Here is a 22,001-nt window from a genome sequence, read left to right on the forward strand (position 1 = left end):
GGCCTGTCCGGCTACCGGGCCCCTCGTTCGGATCACTCCGGGCCGCGGGCCGTCACTTGGCGGGCGCCCACCCCGGGATCCCCGGCAGCACCTTCTCGGCGACCTGGAACAGCGTCGTATCGTCCGGCACCGCGCCGTCCGAGCGCCACAGCGACAGCTCGAAGGAGCCACCCTTGTCCTTCGGGTCCTGCGCCACGGACAGCACACGGGCCGGGACGCCGGGAGCGCTGCTCGAATCGCTGCCGTCGAGGCGGAACCTGATGCTGATGGTGCGGTCCGAGTAGAGGACCGCCCGGTGGCCCAGGAACGTCCGCCGCTTCTGTGTGTCCCCGAAGAGGCCGGCGGTGTCGGCGACCGGATGGCCGTCGTAGGTGCCCTCCAGCGTGACGGTGTACGTCTCGAACTCGACCCGCGCCGAGGGCGTGGAGATCTCGCGTCCACCGGCCGTCTTGATCGAACTCGCGCTGCCCGACGCGGACTTCGCGATCTCCGTCGGTGTGCCGAGCAGCTCGGCGAGGTCACGCCGGTTGAGCACTCCGCACAGTTGGGCGCCGGAGACCTCCCCCGCCGCCTCACCGGCCTTCGCGCCCTTCTCGGCCTCCCCGCCCGAGCAGGCGGCCGGCTTCGGCTCGGCGCTGCTCTCGGCGTCCTTCTTCGCCATCGCCCAGAACCCGATGGCGAGCGCGGCCACCAGCGCCACGGCCGATATCGCCTGTCCCCACGCGTTCATGCCCTTCTTGGGCACGTCGTCACTGTCGGCCATGTCCCCCACCCGCCCCGATCCCCTGACATATGCCCGGGGACCCTAACCCGTGATCACCGGGCGGGCAAGGAAGATCGGCCGGGGGAACGCCCGAGGGCGGCACCCCTCGTGAAGAGGAGTGCCGCCCTCGGAAAGGACAGGCTGAACCGTCAGGCTCAGAAGTCCATGTCACCGCCCGGCATGCCGCCCGGAGCGCCGCCCGCGGCGGCCTTCTCCGGCTTGTCGGCGATGACGGCCTCGGTGGTGAGGAACAGCGCGGCGATGGACGCGGCGTTCTGCAGGGCAGAGCGCGTGACCTTCGCCGGGTCGAGGATGCCCTCGGCGATCATGTCGACGTACTCACCGGTCGCGGCGTTCAGGCCGTGGCCGATGGGAAGGTTGCGGACCTTCTCCACGACGACGCCACCCTCGAGACCACCGTTGACGGCGATCTGCTTGAGCGGGGCCTCCAGCGCGAGCTTCACGGCGTTGGCGCCGGTCGCCTCGTCGCCGTCGAGCTCGAGCTTCTCGAAGACCGCGGAGGCCTGGAGGAGGGCGACGCCACCACCGGCGACGATGCCCTCTTCGACGGCAGCCTTCGCGTTGCGAACGGCGTCCTCGATGCGGTGCTTGCGCTCCTTGAGCTCGACCTCGGTGGCCGCGCCCGCCTTGATGACGGCCACGCCGCCGGCGAGCTTGGCGAGGCGCTCCTGGAGCTTCTCGCGGTCGTAGTCCGAGTCGCTGTTCTCGATCTCGGCACGGATCTGGTTGACGCGGCCCTGGACCTGGTCGCTGTCACCGGCGCCGTCGACGATCGTCGTCTCGTCCTTGGTGATGACGACCTTGCGGGCGCGGCCGAGCAGGTCGAGACCGGCGTTCTCCAGCTTGAGGCCGACCTCCTCGGAGATGACGGTGCCACCGGTGAGGATGGCGATGTCGCCGAGCATGGCCTTGCGGCGGTCACCGAAGCCCGGGGCCTTGACGGCGACGGACTTGAAGGTGCCACGGATCTTGTTGACGACCAGGGTCGACAGGGCCTCGCCCTCGACGTCCTCGGCGATGATCAGCAGCGGCTTGCCGGACTGCATGACCTTCTCGAGCAGCGGAAGGAGGTCCTTCACGTTGCCGATCTTCGAGTTGACGATCAGGATGTACGGGTCGTCGAGCGACGCCTCCATACGCTCCATGTCGGTGGCGAAGTACGCCGAGATGTAGCCCTTGTCGAAGCGCATGCCCTCGGTGAGCTCAAGCTCGAGCCCGAAGGTCTGCGACTCCTCGACGGTGATGACGCCTTCCTTGCCGACCTTGTCCATCGCCTCGGCGATGAGCTCGCCGATCTGCGTGTCGGCGGCGGAGATGGAGGCCGTGGAAGCGATCTGCTCCTTGGTCTCGACATCCTTGGCCTGCTCGAGCAGGGCGGCGGAGACGGCCTCGACGGCCTTCTCGATGCCGCGCTTGAGGGCCATCGGGTTGGCGCCGGCCGCGACGTTGCGCAGGCCTTCCTTGACGAGCGCCTGGGCGAGGACGGTCGCGGTCGTCGTGCCGTCACCGGCGACGTCGTCCGTCTTCTTCGCGACCTCCTTGACCAGCTCGGCGCCGATCTTCTCGTACGGGTCCTCGAGCTCGATCTCCTTGGCGATGGACACACCATCGTTGGTGATCGTGGGGGCGCCCCACTTCTTCTCGAGGACGACGTTGCGACCCTTGGGGCCCAGGGTCACCTTGACGGCGTCGGCGAGCTGGTTCATGCCGCGCTCGAGGCCGCGCCGTGCCTCCTCGTCGAACGCGATGATCTTGGCCATGTGAAGTGGTCCTCCCGGACGCGGTGGAAATGCAAACGGACCGTGCTGGTGCCCGCGACGGACGGCCTGCATGCCGTGTGGTTCCTTGCCCCACCCGGCCTGCGAGCCTCACCGACCCGATCCAAGTTCTGTCACTCTCACCTTCAGAGTGCTAACGCAATGATTAGCACTCGACCTAGGAGAGTGCAAGCGCCTCCGGCAGACGCGCGGTCCCCGCGGGCGGAGTGCGCGGGGCGCGCGCGCACGCACGAGAGGCCCGTACCCCTCGCGGGGTACGGGCCTCTCGGCGTGAGTGTGTCGGTGGCCGTTCGCGCCGAGATCAGACGGCGAGCTTGACCATGTCCGCCTGCGGACCCTTCTGGCCCTGCGAGATCTCGAATTCGACTCGCTGACCCTCTTCAAGGGTGCGGTACCCGTCCATCTGGATGGCGCTGTAGTGGACGAAAACATCCGCACCACCGTCGACCGCGATGAAGCCGTACCCCTTCTCCGCGTTGAACCACTTGACGGTGCCCTGAGCCATGGCTAACTCCCCTATTACTGGCCCTTGCACAGGACCGCACTTCGCGGACCCGGGTCAGACCTCACCCCCCATTGGTTGGGGGTGTGCGCCGGAACGCGTCGACCGCGGCTGAATGTATCTGCCCAACTGCCCTCTGCAACAGGTCAATCGGACGAGAATTCTGGGCACGGCAGAGCGGTAATAAGCGGCGGAGTCATGGGAATCCGGGGCAACTCGGGCCCGACAAATGACGCGAACACCCAATAAGGGCGGGGCACTTTGGCTGTTTCTTGTCGGGCGGCGGCCGACTTCATATATGCGCTCGGCACAAGCGCGAAGCTCGCTTCCCAACTCTACCGCGCTCAACCCTGCAGAATTGCCCCCTCCGTTTCTCTCGCGAAGGGGGCAATTCAGGTAACTCCGTATGGCGCGTACGCCGGGCGGTCAGCCGCCGGCGCAGTGCTCGACGGTCAGCCGCCGGCGACGGCCGGGATGATCGAGACGCCCGCGCCTTCCGGCGTCGCCGTCTCAAGGCCCTGCTCGAAGCGCACGTCGTCGTCGTTGACGTAGACGTTGACGAAGCGGCGCAGCTTGCCCTGGTCGTCCAGGACGCGGGCCGCGATACCCGTGTGGTTCTTCTCCAGGTCGGCGAGGACCTCGGAGAGGGTGGCGCCCTCGGCGGCCACCTCGGCCCGGCCGCCGGTGTAGGTGCGCAGGATGGTGGGGATGCGGACGTTGACGCTCATGGGGGCTGCAGCCTTTCCGTGCGGGTGTTCGCGGGTCTTCGCGGGGTCGTCAGTGGGCGAGGCCCGCGTCGCGGAACGCGTCCAGGCTCGGGCGGATCGTGGCGGTCGCCTGGGACGTCTCGGCGACCGCGTCGAGGGTCTTGAGGCCGTCGCCGGTGTTGAGGACGACGGTGGTGAGCGCCGGGTCGATCAGGCCGGCCTCGATCAGCTTCTTCGTCACGCCGACCGTCACACCGCCCGCGGTCTCCGCGAAGATGCCCTCGGTCCGCGCGAGGAGCTTGATCGCGTCGACGACCTGCTCGTCGTTGACGTCCTCCACGGCGCCGCCGGTGCGGCGGGCGATGTCGAGGACGTACGGGCCGTCGGCCGGGTTGCCGATGGCGAGCGACTTGGCGATCGTGTTCGGCTTCTGCGGCCGGACGACGTCGTGACCGCCCTTGTAGGCGACGGAGACCGGCGAGCAGCCCTCGGCCTGGGCGCCGAAGAGCTTGTACGGCTTGTCCTCGACGAGGCCGAGCTTGATCAGCTCCTGGAGACCCTTGTCGATCTTCGTGAACTGGGAGCCGGACGCGATCGGGATGACCAGCTGGTCCGGGAGCTGCCAGCCGAGCTGCTCGCAGATCTCGTACGCGAGGGTCTTGGAGCCCTCGCCGTAGTACGGGCGCAGGTTGACGTTGACGAAGCCCCAGCCCTCGCCGAGCGGGTCGCCGATGAGCTCGGAGCAGAAGCGGTTGACGTCGTCGTAGTTGCCCTCGATGCCGACGAGTTCGCCGCCGTAGACCGCGGCCATGACGACCTTGCCCTGCTCCAGGTCGTGCGGGATGAACACGCAGGAGCGGAAGCCGGCGCGGGCCGCTGCGGCGCCGACGGCGCCGGCGAGGTTGCCGGTGGAGGAGCAGGACAGGGTGGTGAAGCCGAAGGCGCGGGCGGCCTCGATGGCCTGGGCGACGACGCGGTCCTTGAAGGAGTGCGTCGGGTTGCCGGAGTCGTCCTTGACGAACAACTTGCCCTGCTCGACGCCGAGTTCACGGGCGAGGTTGTCGGCCTTGACGAGCTTGGTCCAGCCGGGGTTCAGGTTCGGCTTCTCGGCGACGTCGGCCGGGACGGGCAGGAGGGGGGCGTAGCGCCAGATGTTGGCGGGGCCGGCCTCGATCTGCTTGCGCAGCGACTCGGGGTCGCCGAGCGGCAGGTCGTAGGTGACTTCGAGCGGCCCGAAACACTCGGCACAGGCGAAGATCGGTCCGAGCGGGAAGCTGGTGCCGCACTCGCGGCAGGAGAGCGCCGTGGCGGGTCCGAGATCAACGGAAGTGGTGGTGGCGACAGTCTGCGCAGCCATGATGGCGAGGCCCTTTCTCCTCATCTTCCTCGCGGCGCATCTCGCCACGAGACGGAATTGGCACCTTCCCCACCTGGACCTCGGCAAGGTCGGCGGGAGGGTTGCCGGGACTTCAACGGGCCGTATCCCTCTGTCCCTCTGGATGAGCGCTATTCGGTTGTTGAGCTGTCGCTTGATCACTCAAGCGTCGCGGTGACCCCGACATGCGATGGTCACCGGCGTTGTTCAAGACTGTAACCGAAGGCCTGGAGGCTTGAGATAGTCGTCCGAACCGCGAGATGGATCACAGTCAGTGGTCTGGCAGAGCCGACAGTGAGGAGCCGCGCACTGTGCTGGAAGAAGTAGAGCGCTGGCTGAGCAGGCGTTCCTGGTCGGTGACCGATCGCCCGCTCCCTCAGCTGATCGCCGCGAAGCGCGCCGCGGGCACCTCGGTGAGCGTGGTGCTGCCCGCGCTGAACGAGGAGGAGACGGTCGGCGAGATCGTCGCCGAGATCCGGCGCGCCCTGATGACGGAGCGGGTGCCGCTGGTCGACGAGCTGGTGGTGATCGACTCGGGTTCGACGGACCGTACGGCCGAGGTGGCGCGGGCGGCCGGGGCGCGGGTCGTGCACCGGGACGCGATCCTGCCGAGGATCCCGGCCGTGCCCGGCAAGGGCGAGGTGCTGTGGCGCTCGCTGCTCGTGACGGGCGGCGACATCGTCTGTTTCGTCGACGCGGACCTGAAGGAGTTCTCCGCGGACTTCGTCTCGGGGATCGTGGGCCCGCTGCTCACGGATCCCGGCGTGGACTTCGTGAAGGCGATGTACGACCGTCCGCTCGGGTCCGCCGCGGGTCAGGGGGGCCGGGTCACGGAGCTGGTGGCGCGCCCGGTCCTGAATCTGCACTGGCCGCTGCTCGCCGGGTTCGTGCAGCCGCTCGGCGGCGAGTACGCGGCGCGCCGGTCGCTCCTCGAGCGCCTGCCGTTCCCGGTCGGTTACGGCGTGGAGCTGGGTCTTCTCGTCGACGCGCTGCACACGGTGGGCCTGGACGCGCTCGGGCAGGTCGACGTCGGGGTGCGCAAGCACCGGCACCAGGACGGGCAGGCGCTGGGGCGGATGGCCGCGGCGATCTACCGCACCGCGCAGCTGCGGCTGGCGCGCGGGCATCTCGTACGTCCCGTGCTCACCCAGTTCGAGCGCGGCGAACGGGGATTCGAGCCGCGCACGCACGACGTGGACACCGAGGAACGCCCCCCGATGACCGAAATCACCGAGTACGCGGAGCGCCGCGTGGCGTAGCCGGGGGCAATCGTACGTTTTGCCTACATTGCCCTTTATGTGGCTCAGACAAGTTTCGTGCGGGGCGCGGCTGCGCGCAGCCGCGCCCCGCACCGCCGGGGCGCTCGCCGCCACGGTCACCGCACTGACGGCGCTCGGCGCCGCGGCCCCCACCCCGACGGACGTGGTCCGTACGACGGCCGGTTACGGCTCCAGCCCCGGCCAGGTGACGATCCCGTTCCGCGGGATCGAGAAGCCGCAGCCCCAGCCCCCGCCCGCCCTGCACCTCACGAACGTGCCGGAGCGGGCCGCCGTGCCGCCGTGCGAGGAGACCGGGAACACCATCACGATCTCCGACTTCTCGGCCAGGAACCGCACCGGCGCCGCCGTCGAGTGGCCCGTGACGGCGGGCTCGGCCCCGGTCGCCTCCGCGGGGACCGTCACGAAGCGGGGATCCGTGTACGTCTGGAAGGGTGACGTCGCCGCCCACGGCAAGGTCGTCATCACCCAGCGCGTGAAGGCGTCCTGCACGACGGGCGAGGCCAGCGCGATCACCGTGACTGCGGACGTGCCGCGCACCAACTGCCCGAAGGACGCCCGGCGCGGCGGGGCCGACCCCTGCACGTCGGTCGTCACGGCCAGGCGTGAGCAGGCCCGCCCGCTCCCGCCGCAGGAGTCGCCCGGTCCGCAACGGCCGCCGCAGGGAACGGAACTGGCCGACACCGGCGAGACCGACGAAGGCGAGCCGCACACGCTCCTGTACGCCGGTCTCGCGGCCTCCCTGTGCGGGCTCGGCGTCCTCGCGGTGGCGGCGGCGCGCAGCCGGCGTGACTGACCCGCGCGAGCAGCCATCAGGACAGGCGGACGGCGGATCGTATACGGCCGGGCTCCCACTGAGCCCGGCCGTACGTTTGAGCGTTTACGGGCCGGGCTACGTTTGCCCGTATGGCTTCCACGCAGGGTGCACAGATCCTCGTCGCGTCCAACCGCGGTCCGGTCTCCTACGAGATCGGGGCCGACGGGACGCTCGACGCGCGGCGCGGTGGCGGCGGGCTCGTCTCCGGGCTCTCCGCGATCGGGCAGGACCCGGACGGCGCGAGCGCGGTGTGGGTGTGCGCGGCCCTCGGCGAGGGCGACCGCGAGGCGGTGCGGCGCGGCGTCGGAGAGCCGGGGGTGCGGATGCTCGACATCGACCCCGAGGTGTACGCCGACGCGTACAACGGCATCGCGAACTCGGTCCTCTGGTTCGTCCACCACATGCTCTACCAGACGCCCCTGGAGCCGGTGTTCGGGCCCGGGTTCCGTGCGCGCTGGGCGTCGTACGAGGCCTACAACCGGGCGTTCGCCGAGGCGCTGGCCGCGGAGGCCGCGCCGGGCGCCGCGGTCCTCGTGCAGGACTACCACCTGGCCCTCGTGCCGGGGATGCTGCGCGAGCTGCGCGACGACCTGCGCATCGGGCACTTCTCGCACACCCCGTGGGCCCCGGTCGACTACTTCCGGATGCTGCCGGACGACATCGCGGGGCAGCTGCTGCGCGGGATGCTGGGCGCGGACCGGCTCGGGTTCCTGACCCGGCGCTGGGCGGACACGTTCACCGCGTGCTGCGAGGCCGTGGTGGGCGGCACGTCCGGCACGGAGATCGGGGTGCACGGCCTCGGCGCGGACGCGGACTTCCTGCGCGAGCGCTCGCACCGCCCCGACGTCGAGGAGCGGCTCGTGGCGCTGCGGGAGCAGATCGGCGGCGCGGACCGCAAGGTGATCGTCCGCGTGGACCGCACGGAGCTGTCGAAGAACATCGTGCGCGGCCTGCACGCGTACCGGCTCCTCCTGGAGGAGCACCCCGAGTGGCGCGAGCGGGTCGTGCACGTCGCCTTCGCCTACCCCTCACGGCAGGACCTCGCGGTCTACCGGGAGTACACCGTCGAGGTGTCCCGGGTCGCCGAGGAGATCAACTCCCGCTTCGGTACGGAGAGTTGGACCCCGGTCGTGCTCCATGTGAAGGATGACTTCGCGCGCTCCCTGGCCGCGTACCGGCTGGCCGACGTGGCGCTCGTCAACCCGATCAGGGACGGCATGAACCTCGTCGCCAAGGAGGTCCCGGTCGTCTCCGACGAGGGCTGCGCGCTGGTCCTGTCGCGGGAGGCGGGGGCGTACGAGGAGCTGGGCGACGACGCGCTCGTCGTGAACCCGTACGACGTATCGGAGACGGCAGGAGCGCTGCACACGGCGCTGGTCATGGGCGGCGGGGAGCGCACCGAGCGCGCGAAGCGGCTCGCCGCCGCGGCGACCGCGCTGCCGCCCGCCCAGTGGTTCCTCGACCAGCTCAACGCGCTGCGGGCGCTGGGGAATTAGTGCCGCACTAGCTTTTGCCGGCCTGGCCCCGGGAGCTGATCGCGCGGGCCAGGCCGGACAGCAGCCCCACCACTCCCTGCGGGCCGTCCACCACCACGTCCGCACGTTCGGCCAGCTCCGTGACCTCCGAGCTGCCGCTGCACACCAGCAGGCCCGGCACCCCGTCCTTGCGGAGCTTGTCGACAGCGGCGAACGCGGGCAGGTCGCCGAGGTCGTCGCCCGCGTAGAGGACCGACGTCGCGCCCACCTCGCGTACGTACGCCGTGAGCGCCGCGCCCTTGTCCATGCCGGGCGGGCGCAGTTCCAGGACGAGGCGGCCGGGCTCGACGATCAGGCCGTGCCGGGCCGCGAGGTCGGACAGGGGCGCGCGCAGCGCCTCGAACGCCGCCTGCGGGTCGCCCGCGCGGCGCGTGTGGACGGCGACGGCGCGGCCCTTCTCCTCGATCCAGGTGCCGCGCCAGGCCCCTACGGACTCCAGGACGCCGGGCAGTTCGGCGCGGACGGCCGCGACGCCGGGGTGCGGGGCGGGGGCGTGGACCGTGCCGGTGACGGCGTCCCAGCGCTCGGCGCCGTAGTGGCCGAGGACCACGAGGTGTCCGAGGCCGGGGACGCCCGCGAAACCGCCGTGGCGGACGGCGACGCCCGCGGGGCGGCCGGTGATCACGGCGACGGAGGCGACCTGCGGTGCGAGCGCGGCGAGCGCGTGGACGGCGCCGGGGTGGGCGCGGGCCTGTTCGGGGTCGGGCACGATCGGTGCGAGCGTGCCGTCGAAGTCGAGCGCGATCACGGCCCGCTCGGGGTCCGAGAGGAGTGCGTCGAGGCCGTCACGCCCGGCGGAGGTCACAGGCGACGGCAGGTCGTGCTGCTGTGGGCTGCCCATGCGCCGAGCCTATCCGCGTCAGGCGGGCCGCACTCACGGTGCGCGGGACGGACCGGGCGCGAGTCAGCGCTCCTCGCGGCGGGCCTCCCGTACGCGGCGCAGCCGGTTGACGGTGACGGGGTCGTGGGCGAGGGCCCTCGGGTCGTCGAGGAGCGCGTTGAGGAGCTGGTAGTAGCGGACCGGGGCCAGGCCCAGCTCCTCGCGCACGGCGCGCTCCTTGGCCCCGGCCGACGTCCATCCGCGCCGCTCCAGGGCGAGAACGCCCTGCTCACGGCGGGACAGGCCGCCGGACGGCGCATCCTCGGCGTCGTCGGCGCCCTCAGCATCCTCGACGGGCTCGGGCTCGGGCTCGGATTCCGGCTCGGGCTCGGGCTCGGATTCCGGCTCGGGCTCGGTCGAGGACTCGGGCTCTGCGTACGGCGGTTCGCTCACGGCAGCGACGCTACTCCGCGTTCTCCGCCGTGTCGGCCGCGCGCTGGAGCCGGCCGAGGGTGGCGCCCGGGTTGCCGTTGGGGCCGACGACCGAGCCGATCTCGCGCTTGATACCGGCGCTGACCTGGGCCCAGGACGTCTTGCCGACGGGGTAGAGCTGCGAGTTCGGCAGTTCGCCGAGGAACTTCGAGAGCTTCTGGTCGCGCGGGTCGTCGGCCATCGTGTCCGAGGCGGAGTTGGTGACCGGCAGGAGGTCGTACTCGCGCGAGAAGTCGAGGACGTTCTTCTCGCTGTAGACGAAGTCGAGGAACTTGCCGACCTGTTCCTGGTGGCCGTTCTGCCGGAACGCCATCATCCAGTCGGCGACGCCCATGGTCGACGCGGCCCTGCCGTGGATGCCGGGCATCGGCACCGTGCCGAACCTGACGCCCTTCTTGGCGGCCATCTGCATCAGCGTCGGGTGTCCGTTGAGCATGCCGACGTCACCGCGCGTGAAGGCCGCGAAGGCCTCCTTGCGGTCGAGCTTGGCGGGCGGGGTCGGACCGGTGAGGCCCTGGCCGACCAGGTCGTTCTTCAGCCACTCGAAGGTCTTGACGTTCTGCGGGGAGTCGAGGCTGTAGGTGCCGACGTCGTCGGTGTATCCGCTGCCGCCGCTCAGCATCCACATCATGGTCTCGGCCTGCGCCTCCTCACTGCCCAGCGGGAGCGCGTAAGGGATCTTCACGCCGCGGGCCTTGAGGGCCTTGGCGTCGGCCTGGAGCTGGGCCCAGGTCTGCGGCGGGGTCAGGCCGGCCTTGTCGAAGAGGGTCTTGTTGTAGAACAGCAGCCGCGTGGAGGACGCGAAGGGCATGCCGTACTGGACGCGGGAGACCTCACCGGCGTCGGCGAGCTGCGGCAGGAAGTCGGACTGCACGGGGATGGAGAGCAGGTCGTTCGCGCTGTAGAGCTTGCCGCTCGCGGCGTAGTCGGAGTACGCGCCGATCTGCGCCATGTCGGGCGCGTGGCCGTCCGCGACCATCTTCTTGACCTTGGCGTCGACGTCGCTCCACGAGTAGACGCTGACGTCGACCTTGATGCCGGGGTTCTTCTTCTCGAAGGCGGCGGACAGCTTGTCCCAGTACTTCTGGGAGCTGTTCGCCGGAGAGTCGCCGTAGTCGGCGGCCACCAGCTTCAGGGTCACGTCGTCGGAGCCGGGGCCTCCGCAGGCGGCCAGCGTCGCCGCCATGCCGAGCGCGGCCATCGCCGCCGTCAGACCTGTCATGCGCCGCTGCACAGCCGGTTTCCCACCCTCTTGAAGTCGCTTTGAAGTCGCTCGTCCGGATTTCGGACCCGGAATGCTCAGGTCCGGACACAAGGTCTACACCACGCGCGTTTAGCACCTGCAACGGGCCTCCGCCGCGAACCCGGAAAACGCACCATCCGTACACATTGCCGCAAGATCCATGCAAGTGGACTAGACCTCTCGCGGGTATACGCGCGAGACTGTCCCCCGTGAGACATGTCATCGCCCTCGATGTGGGCGGCACCGGAATGAAGGCCGCCCTGGTCGGGGCCGACGGCACCCTGCTCCATCAGACGCGGCGTGCCACCGGCCGCGAGCGCGGGCCCGACGCGATCGTCGAGACGATACTCGGCTTCGCCGCCGACCTGCGCGCGTACGGCGAGGAGCACCTCGGGGAGCCGGCCGCCGCGGCCGGCGTCGCGGTGCCCGGCATCGTCGACGACGAGCACGGCATCGCCCTGTACGCGTCGAACCTCGGCTGGCGGGACGTGCCGATGCGGCGGCTGCTGAGCGAGCGGCTCGACGGCATCCCCGTCGCCCTCGGCCACGACGTGCGCACCGGCGGCCTCGGCGAGGGGCGGCTCGGCGCGGGCAAGGGCGCGGACCGCTTCCTGTTCGTGCCGCTCGGTACGGGCATCGCGGGAGCCATCGGCATCGGCGGCCACATCGAACCCGGCGCGCACGGCTCGGCCGGGGAGATCGGCCACATCGTCGTACGCCCCGGCGGCACGGACTGCAGCTGCGGGCAGCGCGGCTGCCTGGAGCGCTACGCGTCCGCGTCGGCGGTCTCGCTCGCCTGGGCCGAGGTCACCGGCGACCCGGAGGCCGACGCCGCGGACTGCGCCAAGGCCGTCGAGTCCGGGGACCCCCGGGCGCTGCGGGTCTGGCAGGAGGCCGTGGACGCGCTCGCCGACGGGCTCGTCACGGCGCTCACTCTGCTGGACCCGCGCACCCTGATCATCGGTGGCGGTCTGGCCGAGGCGGGGGAAACCTTGTTCACACCACTGCGGGCCGCCGTCGAGGAACGCGTGACGTTCCAGAAGCTGCCCACGATCGTCCCGGCGGCCCTCGGGGACACCGCCGGCTGCCTGGGCGCGGGCCTGCTCGCCTGGGACCTGCTCGCCCGGTCCACCGATTCCACGGAGGTAGTCGCCTGATGGCCGCTCTGAATGTTCTCTCCGGCGCCCGCGTCGTCCTGCCGACCGGCGTCGTCGAGAACGGACGCGTGATCGTGGACGGGGCGAGGATCGCCGCCGGCGCGCCGGCCGCCGCTCCCTCCACCGATCTGACCGGCCACTGGGTCGTCCCCGGCTTCGTCGACATGCACAACCACGGCGGCGGCGGGGCCTCCTTCACCTCGGGGTCGATCGACGACATCCTCAAGGGCGTCCGCACCCACCGCCTGCACGGCACCACGACGGTCGCCGCGTCCTTCGTCACCGGCGAGACGGACTTCCTCGCCCAGCGCGCGGGCCTGCTGTCCGAGCTGGCCGAGCAGGGCGAGATCGCGGGCATCCACTTCGAGGGCCCGTTCATCTCCCCGTGCCGCAAGGGCGCCCATGACGAAACGCTCCTGCGCGACCCCGACCCGGCCGAGGTCCGCAAGCTGCTCGACGCGGCGCGCGGCCAGGCCAAGATGCTCACCCTCGCCCCCGAACTCCCCGGCGGGATCGACTCCGTACGCCTCCTCGCCGAACACGGCGTGATCGCGGCGATCGGCCACACCGACGCCACGTACGAGCAGACCGTGGAGGCCATCGACGCGGGCGCCACCGTCGCCACCCACCTCTACAACGCCATGCCGGCCATCGGCCACCGCGCCCCGGGCCCGATCGGGGCGCTCCTGGAGGACGAGCGGATCACCGTCGAGCTCATCAACGACGGCACGCATCTGCACCCGGCCGCCCTGGAGCTGGCGTTCCATCACGTGGGCAGCGGGCGCGTCGCGTTCATCACCGACGCGATGGACGCCGCGGGCTTCGGCGACGGCCGCTACATGCTCGGCACCCTGGAGGTCGAGGTGAAGGACAGCGTCGCGCGGCTCGTCGAGGGCGGCTCCATCGCGGGCTCGACGCTCACCCTGGACCGGGCGTTCAAGCGCGCCGCCACCATCGACAAGCTGCCCGTCGAGGACATCGTCCGCGCGATCTCCGCCAACCCGGCCCGCCTCCTCGGCGTGGACGACAAGGTGGGCTCGCTGGAGCCCGGCAAGGACGCCGACCTCGTCGTCCTGGACGAGGACTTCGAGCTCAAGGGCGTCATGCGCAAGGGCCGGTGGATCGTGGAACCCCAGGTCGCCTGAGGTCTGGGCCTACCGGCCGGTCTTTGGCATGATCAGGCCGCGTTACTGAAGGTAGTCCCGAACTGAGGGGTGGGCTGGGGTCTCGTGATCCTCACGGTCACACTGAACGCCGCGCTCGACATCACGTACGACGTGCCGGCGCTGCACCCGCACGCGTCGCACCGCGTCACCGAGGTCACCGAACGCCCCGGCGGCAAGGGCCTCAACGTCGCGCGGGTGCTCGCGGCGCTCGGCCACGACGTGACCGTCACCGGCTTCGCGGGCGGCGGCACCGGCCGCGCCCTCAGGGAACAGCTCCTGGACTCCCCCGGCATCCGGGACGCGCTCGTCCCGGTCTCGGGCGCCACCCGCCGCACCATCGCCGTCGTCGACGCCACGACGGGCGACACGACCCAGCTCAACGAGCCGGGCCCGCACGTCGCCGCCGCCGAGTGGGCCGCGTTCACCGAGGCCTACGAGAAGCTCCTCGGGCCGGCGTCCGCGGTGGCCCTGTGCGGCAGCCTCCCGCCCGGCGTCCCCGTCGGCGCGTACGCCCAGCTGGTCCGCGCGGCCCGCACCGCCGGCGTCACCGTGCTCCTCGACTCCTCCGGGGAACCCCTGCGCCGCGGCCTCGCCGCCCGCCCCGACATCATCAAGCCGAACGCCGACGAACTCGCCGAACTCACCGGCTCCCACGAGCCGTTGCGCGCGACCCGTGACGCCCGCCGCCGCGGCGCGCACTCCGTGGTCGCCTCCCTCGGCGCGGAGGGCCTCCTCGCGGTCACCCCGGACGGCAGCTGGCGCGCGCCCGCCCCCGACCGCGTCAAGGGCAACCCGACGGGCGCCGGCGACTCGGCGGTCGCCGGCCTGCTCTCGGGCTACGTGGAAGACCTGCCGTGGCCGGACCGCCTGGCCCGCGCGGTCGCCCTGTCCGCGGCGACGGTACTGGCCCCGGTGGCGGGCGAGTTCGACCGCACGGCGTACGAGGAGCTGCTGGGCCGGGTCGCGGTGACGCAACAGACGACGGCAGCGGCCTAGGGCTTCCGCCCCGGCCGCTGCCGTCTGTGTCCGTCTCGCCGGCTGCGCCTGTGCCGCCGGCTGCGTCGCTCAGCCCTTACTGCCCTTGACCAGCCACATCTGGTCGAAGTTGGCGTCGCACTGGTTGCTCTGCTCGCACGAGATCGTGATCGCGTTCGTGCCCTTGCTCAGCTGGACGACGGACCAGGTGTTGCTCCAGCCCTTCTCCCAGTCGCCTTCCTTGGCGTGAGCGAAGTTCTCCATGTTCAGCGGGCGGGTCTGCACCTTGCCGTTGACCGTGATGGTCGCGTTGGCGTCCTTGCCGGGCACTCCGTAGTTGACGCGCAGGCTGTACGCGCCGTCCTTCGGGATGCCGTTGACCGTCCAGGTGAGCTTGGCGCCCACCTGGTTGAAGCCCGCCACATAGGTGCCGCCGTCGGCCTTGGCGCCCTGGACGTCCGACGCGGTGGCCGTGCCGCCCTCGAGCTTCAGCGCCTTGGCGTCGGTCTTCGGCAGGTCGACCGGCTTGTCGGCCGGCTTGGTCGCCGTCTCGCTCGGCTGCACGGACTGGGAGCCGCCGGACGGCTGCCCGCCCGCGTCGCCGCCCTTGTCATCGCTCTTGTCGCCGCCGAGGACCGCGACCCCGATGCCGACGACCACGGCCGCCACGACGGCGAGCGCGCCGATCAGCAGGCCCTTGGTGTTGGGCCCGCGGCCCCGGCCGCCACCGTCGCCGCCCCCCATCGGGGGCGTCACCGTGGTCGGCGCGCCACCGGGCAGCGTCTCGGGCGCCGAGTAGTGCGCGTTCGACTGGCCGTAGGCCTGGGGCTGCTGCTGCGCGGGCCCCTGCCCGTACGCGGCGGTCTGCGCGGACTGAGGCTGCTGCCCGTACGGGGACTGCTGCCCGTACTGCCGCTCACCGACCGGCCTGACCTGGTGGTAGGACCGGGGACCCGGATAGCCGTAGCCGCCGCCCCCGCTGGGCGGTGTCGCCCCGGCCGCCTGTCCGTCGGCATACAGATAGCCGAACGGATCGTCGTCCTCGGGCGTGCTCGCGCCGTTGTCAGCGGGCGCCATCCCTGATCACTCCCTACGTATCGCTTACCCGGCGAGCGTACCCGCTGGGAGTGGTCCGAAGGGGTGGCGTTGACCTCACCGATACCTGCGGAAGGAGATCATCCGGCCCGTCGGTGCTGCTTGGCACGAGACCGTTTCTCGATGTACATCCGCTGGTCAGCGGATTTCAACACCTCGTCGGCCGTCATGCCGCAGTGGGCCCAGCCGATGCCGAAACTGGCGCCCACCCGGACCGCTCTTCCGTCGACCCGGATGGGCGGAATGATCGCGTTCCGCAGGCGGACGGCGAGGTCCTGTGCATCGGCCCGGCCGAGCCCGTCGGCGAGCACGACGAACTCGTCGCCGCCGAGCCTCGCGACGGTGTCCCCGTCCCGGACACCGCTGGTCAGACGCCGTGCGACCTCGATCAGGACGGCGTCTCCGGTGTGGTGCCCGAACCGGTCGTTGATCGACTTGAAGCCGTCCAGGTCGCAGAAGAGGACCGCCAGGCCCTTCGTCCCGTCGTCGGTCTCACCCTCGGGCGCGACGATGTGGACGTGGTGATCGAAGCCATAGTCGTCGTAGATCCCGCCGGAGGGCCCGGACCCGCCGTTCTGCTGTCCGGCCGCGGCGGCTGCGGCGGCCCCGAAGTCGAAGCCGTGCCCGTTCGTGTCGTACGAGTCGCCGGAGCGGTCCCCGTACGCCGCGTCCAGGGAGTCCACGGCGCTCGGCTCGGGCAGCTGGGGGCGGCGGCACAGGCGGGACGAGAGGCGGGAGCGCAGCTCCGCCGAGTTCGGCAGGCCGGTGAGGGAGTCGTGGGACGCACGGTGCGCGAGGTGCAGCTCGCGGCGCTTGCGCTCCTCGATGTCCTCGACGTGGGTGAGCAGGAAGCGCGGCCCGTCGGCGGCGTCGGCCACCACCGAGTTCCGCAGGGACACCCAGACGTAGGTGCCGTCACGCCGCCCGAGGCGCAGCTCGGCCCGGCCGCCCTCGGCGGAGGTGCGCAGCAGCGTGCCGATGTCCTCGGGGTGGACGAGGTCGGAGAACGAGTAGCGGCGCATGGCGGACGCCGGGCGGCTGAGCAGCCGGCACAGCGCGTCGTTCGTGCGCAGGAGCCGCCCGTGCTGGTCGCCGCCCATCTCGGCGATGGCCATGCCGCTGGGGGCGTACTCGAAGGCCTGGCGGAAGGACTCCTCGCTGGCGCGCAGGGCCTGCTGCTCGCGTTCGAGGCGGACGAGGGCGCGCTGCATGTTGGCGCGCAGCCGTGCGTTGCTGATGGCGATGGCGGCCTGGAAGGCGTACATCTGCAGGGCCTCGCGGCCCCAGGCGCCGGGGCGCCTGCCGTTGCGCGGGCGGTCGGCGGAGATCACGCCGAGGAGTTCGCCGCCGGAGCTGCCGGTGGCGTACATCGGGGCGAAGAGGCGGTCCGCGGGGTGCCACTCGTCCTCGAAGCGGGGCGGCGGCCCGTCGGTGAACCACTGCGGTACGTCGTCCTCGTCGAGGACCCAGCCCTCGGTGTGCGGGATGAACCGCAGGTCGCCCCAGGCCTCGCCCATGGACAGGCGGCGCTCCCAGGAGGTGCGGGAGCCGACCCGGCCGGTGATGAGGGCTTCGGCGGAGGAGTCGCCGGAGAAGGCGGCGACGACGAGGTCACCGTCGGGGCGTACGAGATTGACGCAGGCCAGCTCGTAGCCGAGGCCGTTCACGACTCCGTCGGAGACCGTCTGCAGGGTGTCGGCCAGGCTGCGGGCGGTGTTCATGTCCGCCATCACCTGGTGAAGCTGCCGCAGGGTCGCAAGGCGGACGTAGGGCTCCGACTCGGTCTCCATGCTCAGCTCTCCCCGAGACCTCGACAGCACTCCAGAATTCTGATCGCCGATTCCGCACGTGCGTGTGCACGCTCTTGTTGCAGTGTCTCCGCCACTGAATCACAGCGAGCTGTCCACCCGGTACACAGGGTCAACAAAATATGTCTCCTGTGACTCAAGTCACAGGAGGAGGTGAAGGGTTGAGGAGCGCTCCGGCGCACGCCCCCTGCACTTCCTGAACGGAAAACACCCCCGAACACCTCTATATCCGGACGAGATCCACCACAGGTCCTAGGACCTGCCTCGGCCCAAGGCCCGATGTGGCGGGCAGGGCACCGAAGCTAGCGTCGAGTCGTGCTGAAGACTCCCCCGCCGCTGAAGAATTCCCCGCTCTCCCCCACCACCCGCGCGACCCCCACACCCCCCACTGACGCTTTCGTCCCCGTGCCCGCCGTGGCCGGGCATGCTGAGGGGGTGAGCAACGACGAGTTCCGCGCCGCCATGTCCCGACTGGCCGCGGGCGTGGTCCTGGTGACCGCGCGCGAGGTGCCGCTCGACCCGGACGACCCGTCGGCTCCCCTGGGCGAGGACGTCGGCATGACGGCGACGGCGTTCCTGTCGGTCTCGCTCGACCCGCCGCTCGTCCTCGTCAGCCTGCGCAACGGCTCCCGCATGGACGACCTGCTCGACGAGCAGCCCCTGTGGGCGGTCTCCGTGCTCTCCGAGAGCCAGCGCCACATCGCGGGCCGCTTCGCGATGAAGGGCCGCATCAGCGACCGCCTGCTCTTCGAGGACATCCCGTACGTACGCGGCGAGGTGGCCGGCGCGCCCCTGATGGGCGGCGCGCTCGCCACGCTGGAGTGCCGTACGGAGCAGCGGGTGCCGGCCGGGGACCACACGCTGGTGATCGGCCGGGTGCTCACGGCGTCGCTGCCCAGCTCCGAGGGCGGCCCGCTGACGTATTTCAAGGGGAAGTACCGGCAGTTGGGGTGACCCCGCGGCCTGCATCCCCACAGCCCGCATTCCGTCAGGGCCGCTCAGTCCCAGCCGCGGCCCGACCGGCCCCGCTTCGTCTCCGACCGTGACTTCTTGTTGCGCAGGCGGCGCTCGTTGATCCCCCGGGGGATGCGGGTCGCGCGGCGCGGCTTGGGCGGCGGGGCGGTGGCCTCCGCGAGGAGGGACGCGAGGCGTACGGCGGCCGTCTCGCGGTTGCGCCACTGGGAGCGGTGCTCCGAGGACCGTACGGAGATGACACCGTCGACGAGCCGGGAGGCGAGCCGCTCCAGGGCCCGCGCCTTCCACACCTCGGGCAGCGCCTCGGTGTTGGCGAGGTCGAAGCGGAGCTCGACCTGGGAGTCGCTGGTGTTCACATGCTGGCCGCCCGGCCCGGACGACCGCGAGAATCGCCAGAGAAGCTCGGCCTCCGGAAGGACCACCGAGCCGCGGATGACATAAGGACCGGACATGGGTTCTATGGTCGCGCCTGGACGCGCGCCGCGTCACCCCCTTTTCCCGGCGACGCACCCGTCCTGGGCGGAGCGGCACACCCATCCCGGGTAATGCGGGTAAAGAAAGTAAAGACACCTGGAACCCTGGATCCCCCCTTGGCGTTCATAGGGGTACGAGTAGCTTCGTCTACGAAGCGCACGCATCACTCACGAGGGAAGGACTCCCAACAATGGCTGTAAGCCTGTCCAAGGGTGGCAACGTCTCGCTCACCAAGGAGGCTCCGGGCCTGACCGCCGTCACCGTGGGCCTCGGCTGGGACGTCCGCACCACCACCGGCACCGACTTCGACCTCGACGCCTCCGCGATCGCGGTGAACCCGCAGGGCAAGGTCTACTCGGACGGCCACTTCGTCTTCTTCAACAACAAGGCGACGCCGGACCAGACCATCGTCCACACCGGTGACAACGTCACGGGCCAGGGCGAGGGCGACGACGAGCAGATCAACGTCAACCTGGCGGGGCTCCCGGCCGACATCGACAAGATCGTCTTCCCGGTCTCGATCTACGACGCGGAGAACCGCTCGCAGAACTTCGGCCAGGTGCGCAACGCGTTCATCCGCATCGTCAACCAGGCCGGCGGCACCGAGATCGCCCGCTACGACCTCTCCGAGGACGCCGCCACCGAGACCGCCATGGTCTTCGGCGAGCTGTACCGCAACGGCGCGGAGTGGAAGTTCCGCGCGGTCGGCCAGGGTTACGCGTCGGGCCTCGTCGGCATCGCGCAGGACTTCGGCGTGAACGTCTGACGTTCACACGGCAGTTGAAGGGGCCCGCCGGCCCGGTGTCGCTCTGCGCGCACCCCGCCGGTGAGTCCGGCCGGGCCATCCGGGGCTACGGGTGGTCCGGCTTTCCCTTTCCGTACAGCCAGTCGTCCCAGACCGGCTGCAGATCCTTGCCCGGGTTCTGCTTCTCCACGTACCCGGTGAAGTCGGAGGTGTCCGCGTTGCCGTAACGGTGCGCGACGGGCCAGCTCTTGAGCAGCTCGAAGAACTTGGCGTCCCCGACCGTCTCGCGGATCTTGTGCAGCACCATCGCGCCGCGCTCGTAGACGGGCGGGGCCGAGATGTGCGCGGCACCCGGCGGAACGGCGGGCGGAAAGGCCCAGATCGCGTTGGCGCCGTCCTTCGCGTAGTAGCGGTCGAACGTCTTCTGCGCGCTGTCGCCGCCGTGCTGCTCCGACCAGAGCCATTCGGCGTAGGTCGCGAAGCCCTCGTTGAGCCACATGTCGCGCCACGACTCCGGCGTGACGGAGTCGCCGTACCACTCGTGGGCCATCTCGTGGACGAGCGTGGACAGGGGCGGGGTGCCGGGGAAGACGGGCCGGTTCTGGGTTTCGAGGGCGTACCCGGCGTCGCCCTTCTGGTCGATGACGGCGCCGGTGGACGAGAAGGGGTAGGGGCCGAAGGTCTTCGACTCCCACGCCAAGACGTCCGGGATCCTGGCCAGGACCTTGGCGCTCGCGGCCGCCTCGACCGGGTCCACGGCGGTGTACACGGGCAGCCCGCCGGGCGTCTTGTAGGCCTTGGTCTCGAACTTCCCGATCGCCAGCATCGCCAGATAGCTCGCCATGGGCTGCGGGACATGCCAGTCGAACGTCGTCCGGCCGCCTGCCGTCCGCTCCTTCGTCAACTCCCCGTTGGACACGGCCTTCACGCCCTTGGGGACGGTGACGTGGATGTCGTACGAGGCCTTGTCGGAGGGGTGGTTGTTCCCGGGGTACCAGGCCATGGACCCGGTCGGTTCGCCGAGCGCGAGGGCCCCGTCCTTCGTGGGGAGCCAGCCCTCCTCGGAGCCGTCCGGGTCGGTGATGGTCACGGGCCTGCCCGAGTACCGCACAACCGTGCGGAACGTGGAGCCCTTCCGCAGCTCCTCGTGCGGACGGATCGTCAGCTCGTGCCCGGCCCGCTCGAACCGGGCCTTCTGCCCGTCGACGGTGACGCCGTCGACCGTCAGGCCCTTGAGATCGAGATTGAACGCGCTGAGGTCCTGGGTGGCCTTCGCCGTGATGTCGGCGGTGCCCGTCAGCCGGTGCCCGTCGACATCGAGGGTGAGGGTGTAGTGCGTGGCGTCGTAGCCGCCGTTGCCCAGCTTGTGGAAGTACGGGTCGTGCACGCCCGCGGCGCCCGGCGTGCCGTTCACACCGACGGCGGCGGAACACGCACCGACGGCGAGGGCGAGGCCGAGGGCGACAGGGGCAATCCGTGGGCTACGGGGCACAGAGCGATCGTAGGGGCGAACACCGTGGAGGCGCCTGCCGGCGGCGGGCGCCTCCACGGGTGGTCACGGCGGTACTGGCGGTACTGGCAGTAACCGGCGGTACTAGCGGTTCAGCGCGGCGACGCCGGCCTGCGCGAACTTCTCGTCCAGGTCGCCCGACGGCGCACCCGCGACGCCGATGCCCGCGACCGGGGCGCCCTTCGCCGCGACGGGCGCGCCGCCCGCGAGGAACAGGGTGCCGGGGATGTCCTTCAGGTTCGGGGCCTGCTCCAGGCGCTTGGCGAGCTCGGACGTCGGCGCGTTCCAGGACACCGCGGTGTACGCCTTCTTCACGGCGGACTCGTACGACTGCGGGCCGGCGCCGTCGCCGCGGAGGGTGACGATCGTGTTGCCGTTGCGGTCGACGACGGCGACGGAGACGCGCTGGTTCTCCTTCTTCGCGGCGTCGAGGGCGGCCTGCGCGGCCTTCGTGGCGGCGGCCGTGGTCAGGTGCGTGGACTGCGTGAGGTTCTTGGCCGGGGCGTCCGCGGTCACGGCGGCGGGGGCCGCGGCCGGGGCGTCGGCGCTGGCCGAGACCGCGCCGAAGGTACCGGCGAGGACGCCGGCGAGGACGGCGCCACCGGTCAGGACACGGGCGCGCTTCGAGATCTTCTTCATGACGGGTGCTCCTTGTAGGCGGTCGGGTCATCGGTCAGAGGCGGCCGGTGAGTCGCTCTGGTATCGATCCTCCAGCCGGAAACCGGGCCGCACCGTCGACGTACCGGCTGTGACCGGCGCGCGGCTC

21 protein-coding genes and 1 riboswitch are annotated in these 22,001 nt (G+C 70.9%); of the genes, 8 read left to right on the top strand and 13 right to left on the bottom strand.

The window, feature by feature from the left end:
* Positions 1-52: 52 nt before the first annotated feature.
* From ACIPWY_RS17355 to thrC, 5 genes are all read right to left on the bottom strand, one after another.
* Entirely contained in the window at positions 53-763 is a 711-nt protein-coding gene (locus ACIPWY_RS17355; RefSeq protein ID WP_362898132.1) for a DUF6215 domain-containing protein, read from the bottom strand.
* A 155-nt stretch (positions 764-918) separates the two neighbouring features.
* Positions 919-2,544, bottom strand: a complete 1,626-nt coding sequence (gene groL / locus ACIPWY_RS17360) for a chaperonin GroEL (RefSeq protein WP_116512355.1) — start codon at positions 2,542-2,544, stop codon at positions 919-921.
* Positions 2,545-2,863: 319 nt separating this feature from the next.
* A complete protein-coding gene (locus ACIPWY_RS17365; RefSeq protein WP_005315736.1) occupies positions 2,864-3,067 on the bottom strand; it encodes a cold-shock protein in 204 nt (67 codons plus the stop codon).
* A gap of 449 nt (positions 3,068-3,516) precedes the next feature.
* The gene (locus ACIPWY_RS17370; protein WP_362898134.1) at positions 3,517-3,792 is read right to left on the bottom strand and encodes a ubiquitin-like small modifier protein 1; all 276 of its coding nucleotides are present in this window, start codon (positions 3,790-3,792) and stop codon (positions 3,517-3,519) included.
* Between the two features lie 49 nt (positions 3,793-3,841).
* Positions 3,842-5,152, bottom strand: a complete 1,311-nt coding sequence (gene thrC / locus ACIPWY_RS17375; protein ID WP_401533731.1) for a threonine synthase — start codon at positions 5,150-5,152, stop codon at positions 3,842-3,844.
* Positions 5,146-5,277: riboswitch (SAM riboswitch) on the bottom strand. It overlaps the preceding gene by 7 nt.
* A 180-nt stretch (positions 5,278-5,457) precedes the next feature.
* On the opposite strand from thrC, the gene ACIPWY_RS17380 reads away from it, so the two are divergent.
* The 3 genes from ACIPWY_RS17380 to ACIPWY_RS17390 all read left to right on the top strand — a co-directional run bounded on the left by ACIPWY_RS17380 (position 5,458) and on the right by ACIPWY_RS17390 (position 8,736).
* Positions 5,458-6,405: a glucosyl-3-phosphoglycerate synthase gene (locus tag ACIPWY_RS17380; protein ID WP_362898138.1), complete on the top strand. Its 948-nt coding sequence runs from the start codon at positions 5,458-5,460 to the stop codon at positions 6,403-6,405.
* A 37-nt stretch (positions 6,406-6,442) separates the two neighbouring features.
* The gene (locus ACIPWY_RS17385; RefSeq protein WP_401533733.1) at positions 6,443-7,219 is read left to right on the top strand and encodes a hypothetical protein; all 777 of its coding nucleotides are present in this window, start codon (positions 6,443-6,445) and stop codon (positions 7,217-7,219) included.
* 110 nt (positions 7,220-7,329) lie between these two features.
* Complete coding sequence (locus tag ACIPWY_RS17390) at positions 7,330-8,736, top strand: trehalose-6-phosphate synthase (RefSeq protein WP_393701352.1); 1,407 nt, start codon at positions 7,330-7,332, stop codon at positions 8,734-8,736.
* Positions 8,737-8,743: 7 nt separating this feature from the next.
* Here the strand turns inward: ACIPWY_RS17390 and otsB are convergent, their stop codons facing one another.
* The 3 genes from otsB to ACIPWY_RS17405 all read right to left on the bottom strand — a co-directional run bounded on the left by otsB (position 8,744) and on the right by ACIPWY_RS17405 (position 11,309).
* Positions 8,744-9,616 carry a trehalose-phosphatase gene (otsB, locus tag ACIPWY_RS17395; RefSeq protein WP_393701350.1) on the bottom strand — a complete coding sequence of 291 codons (873 nt, stop codon included), beginning with the start codon at positions 9,614-9,616 and terminating at the stop codon, positions 8,744-8,746.
* Between the two features lie 63 nt (positions 9,617-9,679).
* Positions 9,680-10,048, bottom strand: coding sequence for a DUF3263 domain-containing protein (locus tag ACIPWY_RS17400; protein WP_393701348.1), 369 nt, complete (start codon positions 10,046-10,048; stop codon positions 9,680-9,682).
* A gap of 10 nt (positions 10,049-10,058) precedes the next feature.
* Positions 10,059-11,309, bottom strand: coding sequence for an extracellular solute-binding protein (locus ACIPWY_RS17405; protein WP_393701346.1), 1,251 nt, complete (start codon positions 11,307-11,309; stop codon positions 10,059-10,061).
* A gap of 230 nt (positions 11,310-11,539) precedes the next feature.
* Between ACIPWY_RS17405 and ACIPWY_RS17410 the strand changes: the two genes are divergently transcribed.
* From ACIPWY_RS17410 to ACIPWY_RS17420, 3 genes are all read left to right on the top strand, one after another.
* Complete coding sequence (locus ACIPWY_RS17410; RefSeq protein ID WP_393701344.1) at positions 11,540-12,487, top strand: ROK family protein; 948 nt, start codon at positions 11,540-11,542, stop codon at positions 12,485-12,487.
* A complete protein-coding gene (nagA, locus tag ACIPWY_RS17415; RefSeq protein WP_362898150.1) occupies positions 12,487-13,632 on the top strand; it encodes an N-acetylglucosamine-6-phosphate deacetylase in 1,146 nt (381 codons plus the stop codon). The genes ACIPWY_RS17410 and nagA overlap by 1 nt, the downstream gene beginning before the upstream one ends.
* 84 nt (positions 13,633-13,716) lie before the next feature.
* Positions 13,717-14,649, top strand: a complete 933-nt coding sequence (locus tag ACIPWY_RS17420; protein WP_362898152.1) for a 1-phosphofructokinase family hexose kinase — start codon at positions 13,717-13,719, stop codon at positions 14,647-14,649.
* A 69-nt stretch (positions 14,650-14,718) separates the two neighbouring features.
* Here ACIPWY_RS17420 and ACIPWY_RS17425 read toward each other — a convergent pair whose 3' ends face one another.
* The gene (locus ACIPWY_RS17425; RefSeq protein ID WP_362898154.1) at positions 14,719-15,705 is read right to left on the bottom strand and encodes a carbohydrate-binding protein; all 987 of its coding nucleotides are present in this window, start codon (positions 15,703-15,705) and stop codon (positions 14,719-14,721) included.
* A gap of 98 nt (positions 15,706-15,803) precedes the next feature.
* Entirely contained in the window at positions 15,804-17,513 is a 1,710-nt protein-coding gene (gene cdgB / locus ACIPWY_RS17430) for a diguanylate cyclase CdgB (protein WP_362898156.1), read from the bottom strand.
* Positions 17,514-17,993: 480 nt separating this feature from the next.
* Between cdgB and ACIPWY_RS17435 the strand changes: the two genes are divergently transcribed.
* Complete coding sequence (locus tag ACIPWY_RS17435) at positions 17,994-18,485, top strand: flavin reductase family protein (protein ID WP_393701633.1); 492 nt, start codon at positions 17,994-17,996, stop codon at positions 18,483-18,485.
* A gap of 44 nt (positions 18,486-18,529) precedes the next feature.
* Here the strand turns inward: ACIPWY_RS17435 and arfB are convergent, their stop codons facing one another.
* Positions 18,530-18,967, bottom strand: a complete 438-nt coding sequence (gene arfB, locus ACIPWY_RS17440; protein ID WP_362898418.1) for an alternative ribosome rescue aminoacyl-tRNA hydrolase ArfB — start codon at positions 18,965-18,967, stop codon at positions 18,530-18,532.
* Positions 18,968-19,170: 203 nt separating this feature from the next.
* On the opposite strand from arfB, the gene ACIPWY_RS17445 reads away from it, so the two are divergent.
* On the top strand, positions 19,171-19,746 hold the full coding sequence (locus tag ACIPWY_RS17445; RefSeq protein WP_100595698.1) for a TerD family protein: 576 nt from the start codon (positions 19,171-19,173) through the stop codon (positions 19,744-19,746).
* 85 nt (positions 19,747-19,831) lie between these two features.
* Here ACIPWY_RS17445 and ACIPWY_RS17450 read toward each other — a convergent pair whose 3' ends face one another.
* A complete protein-coding gene (locus ACIPWY_RS17450; protein WP_401533738.1) occupies positions 19,832-21,217 on the bottom strand; it encodes a M1 family metallopeptidase in 1,386 nt (461 codons plus the stop codon).
* Positions 21,218-21,319: 102 nt separating this feature from the next.
* A complete protein-coding gene (locus tag ACIPWY_RS17455) occupies positions 21,320-21,874 on the bottom strand; it encodes a heme-binding protein (protein ID WP_100595696.1) in 555 nt (184 codons plus the stop codon).
* Positions 21,875-22,001: the final 127 nt, after the last annotated feature.

The sequence above is a fragment of the Streptomyces sp. NPDC090032 genome (assembly GCF_044748025.1).
Taxonomy (GTDB): Bacteria; Actinomycetota; Actinomycetes; order Streptomycetales; family Streptomycetaceae; genus Streptomyces.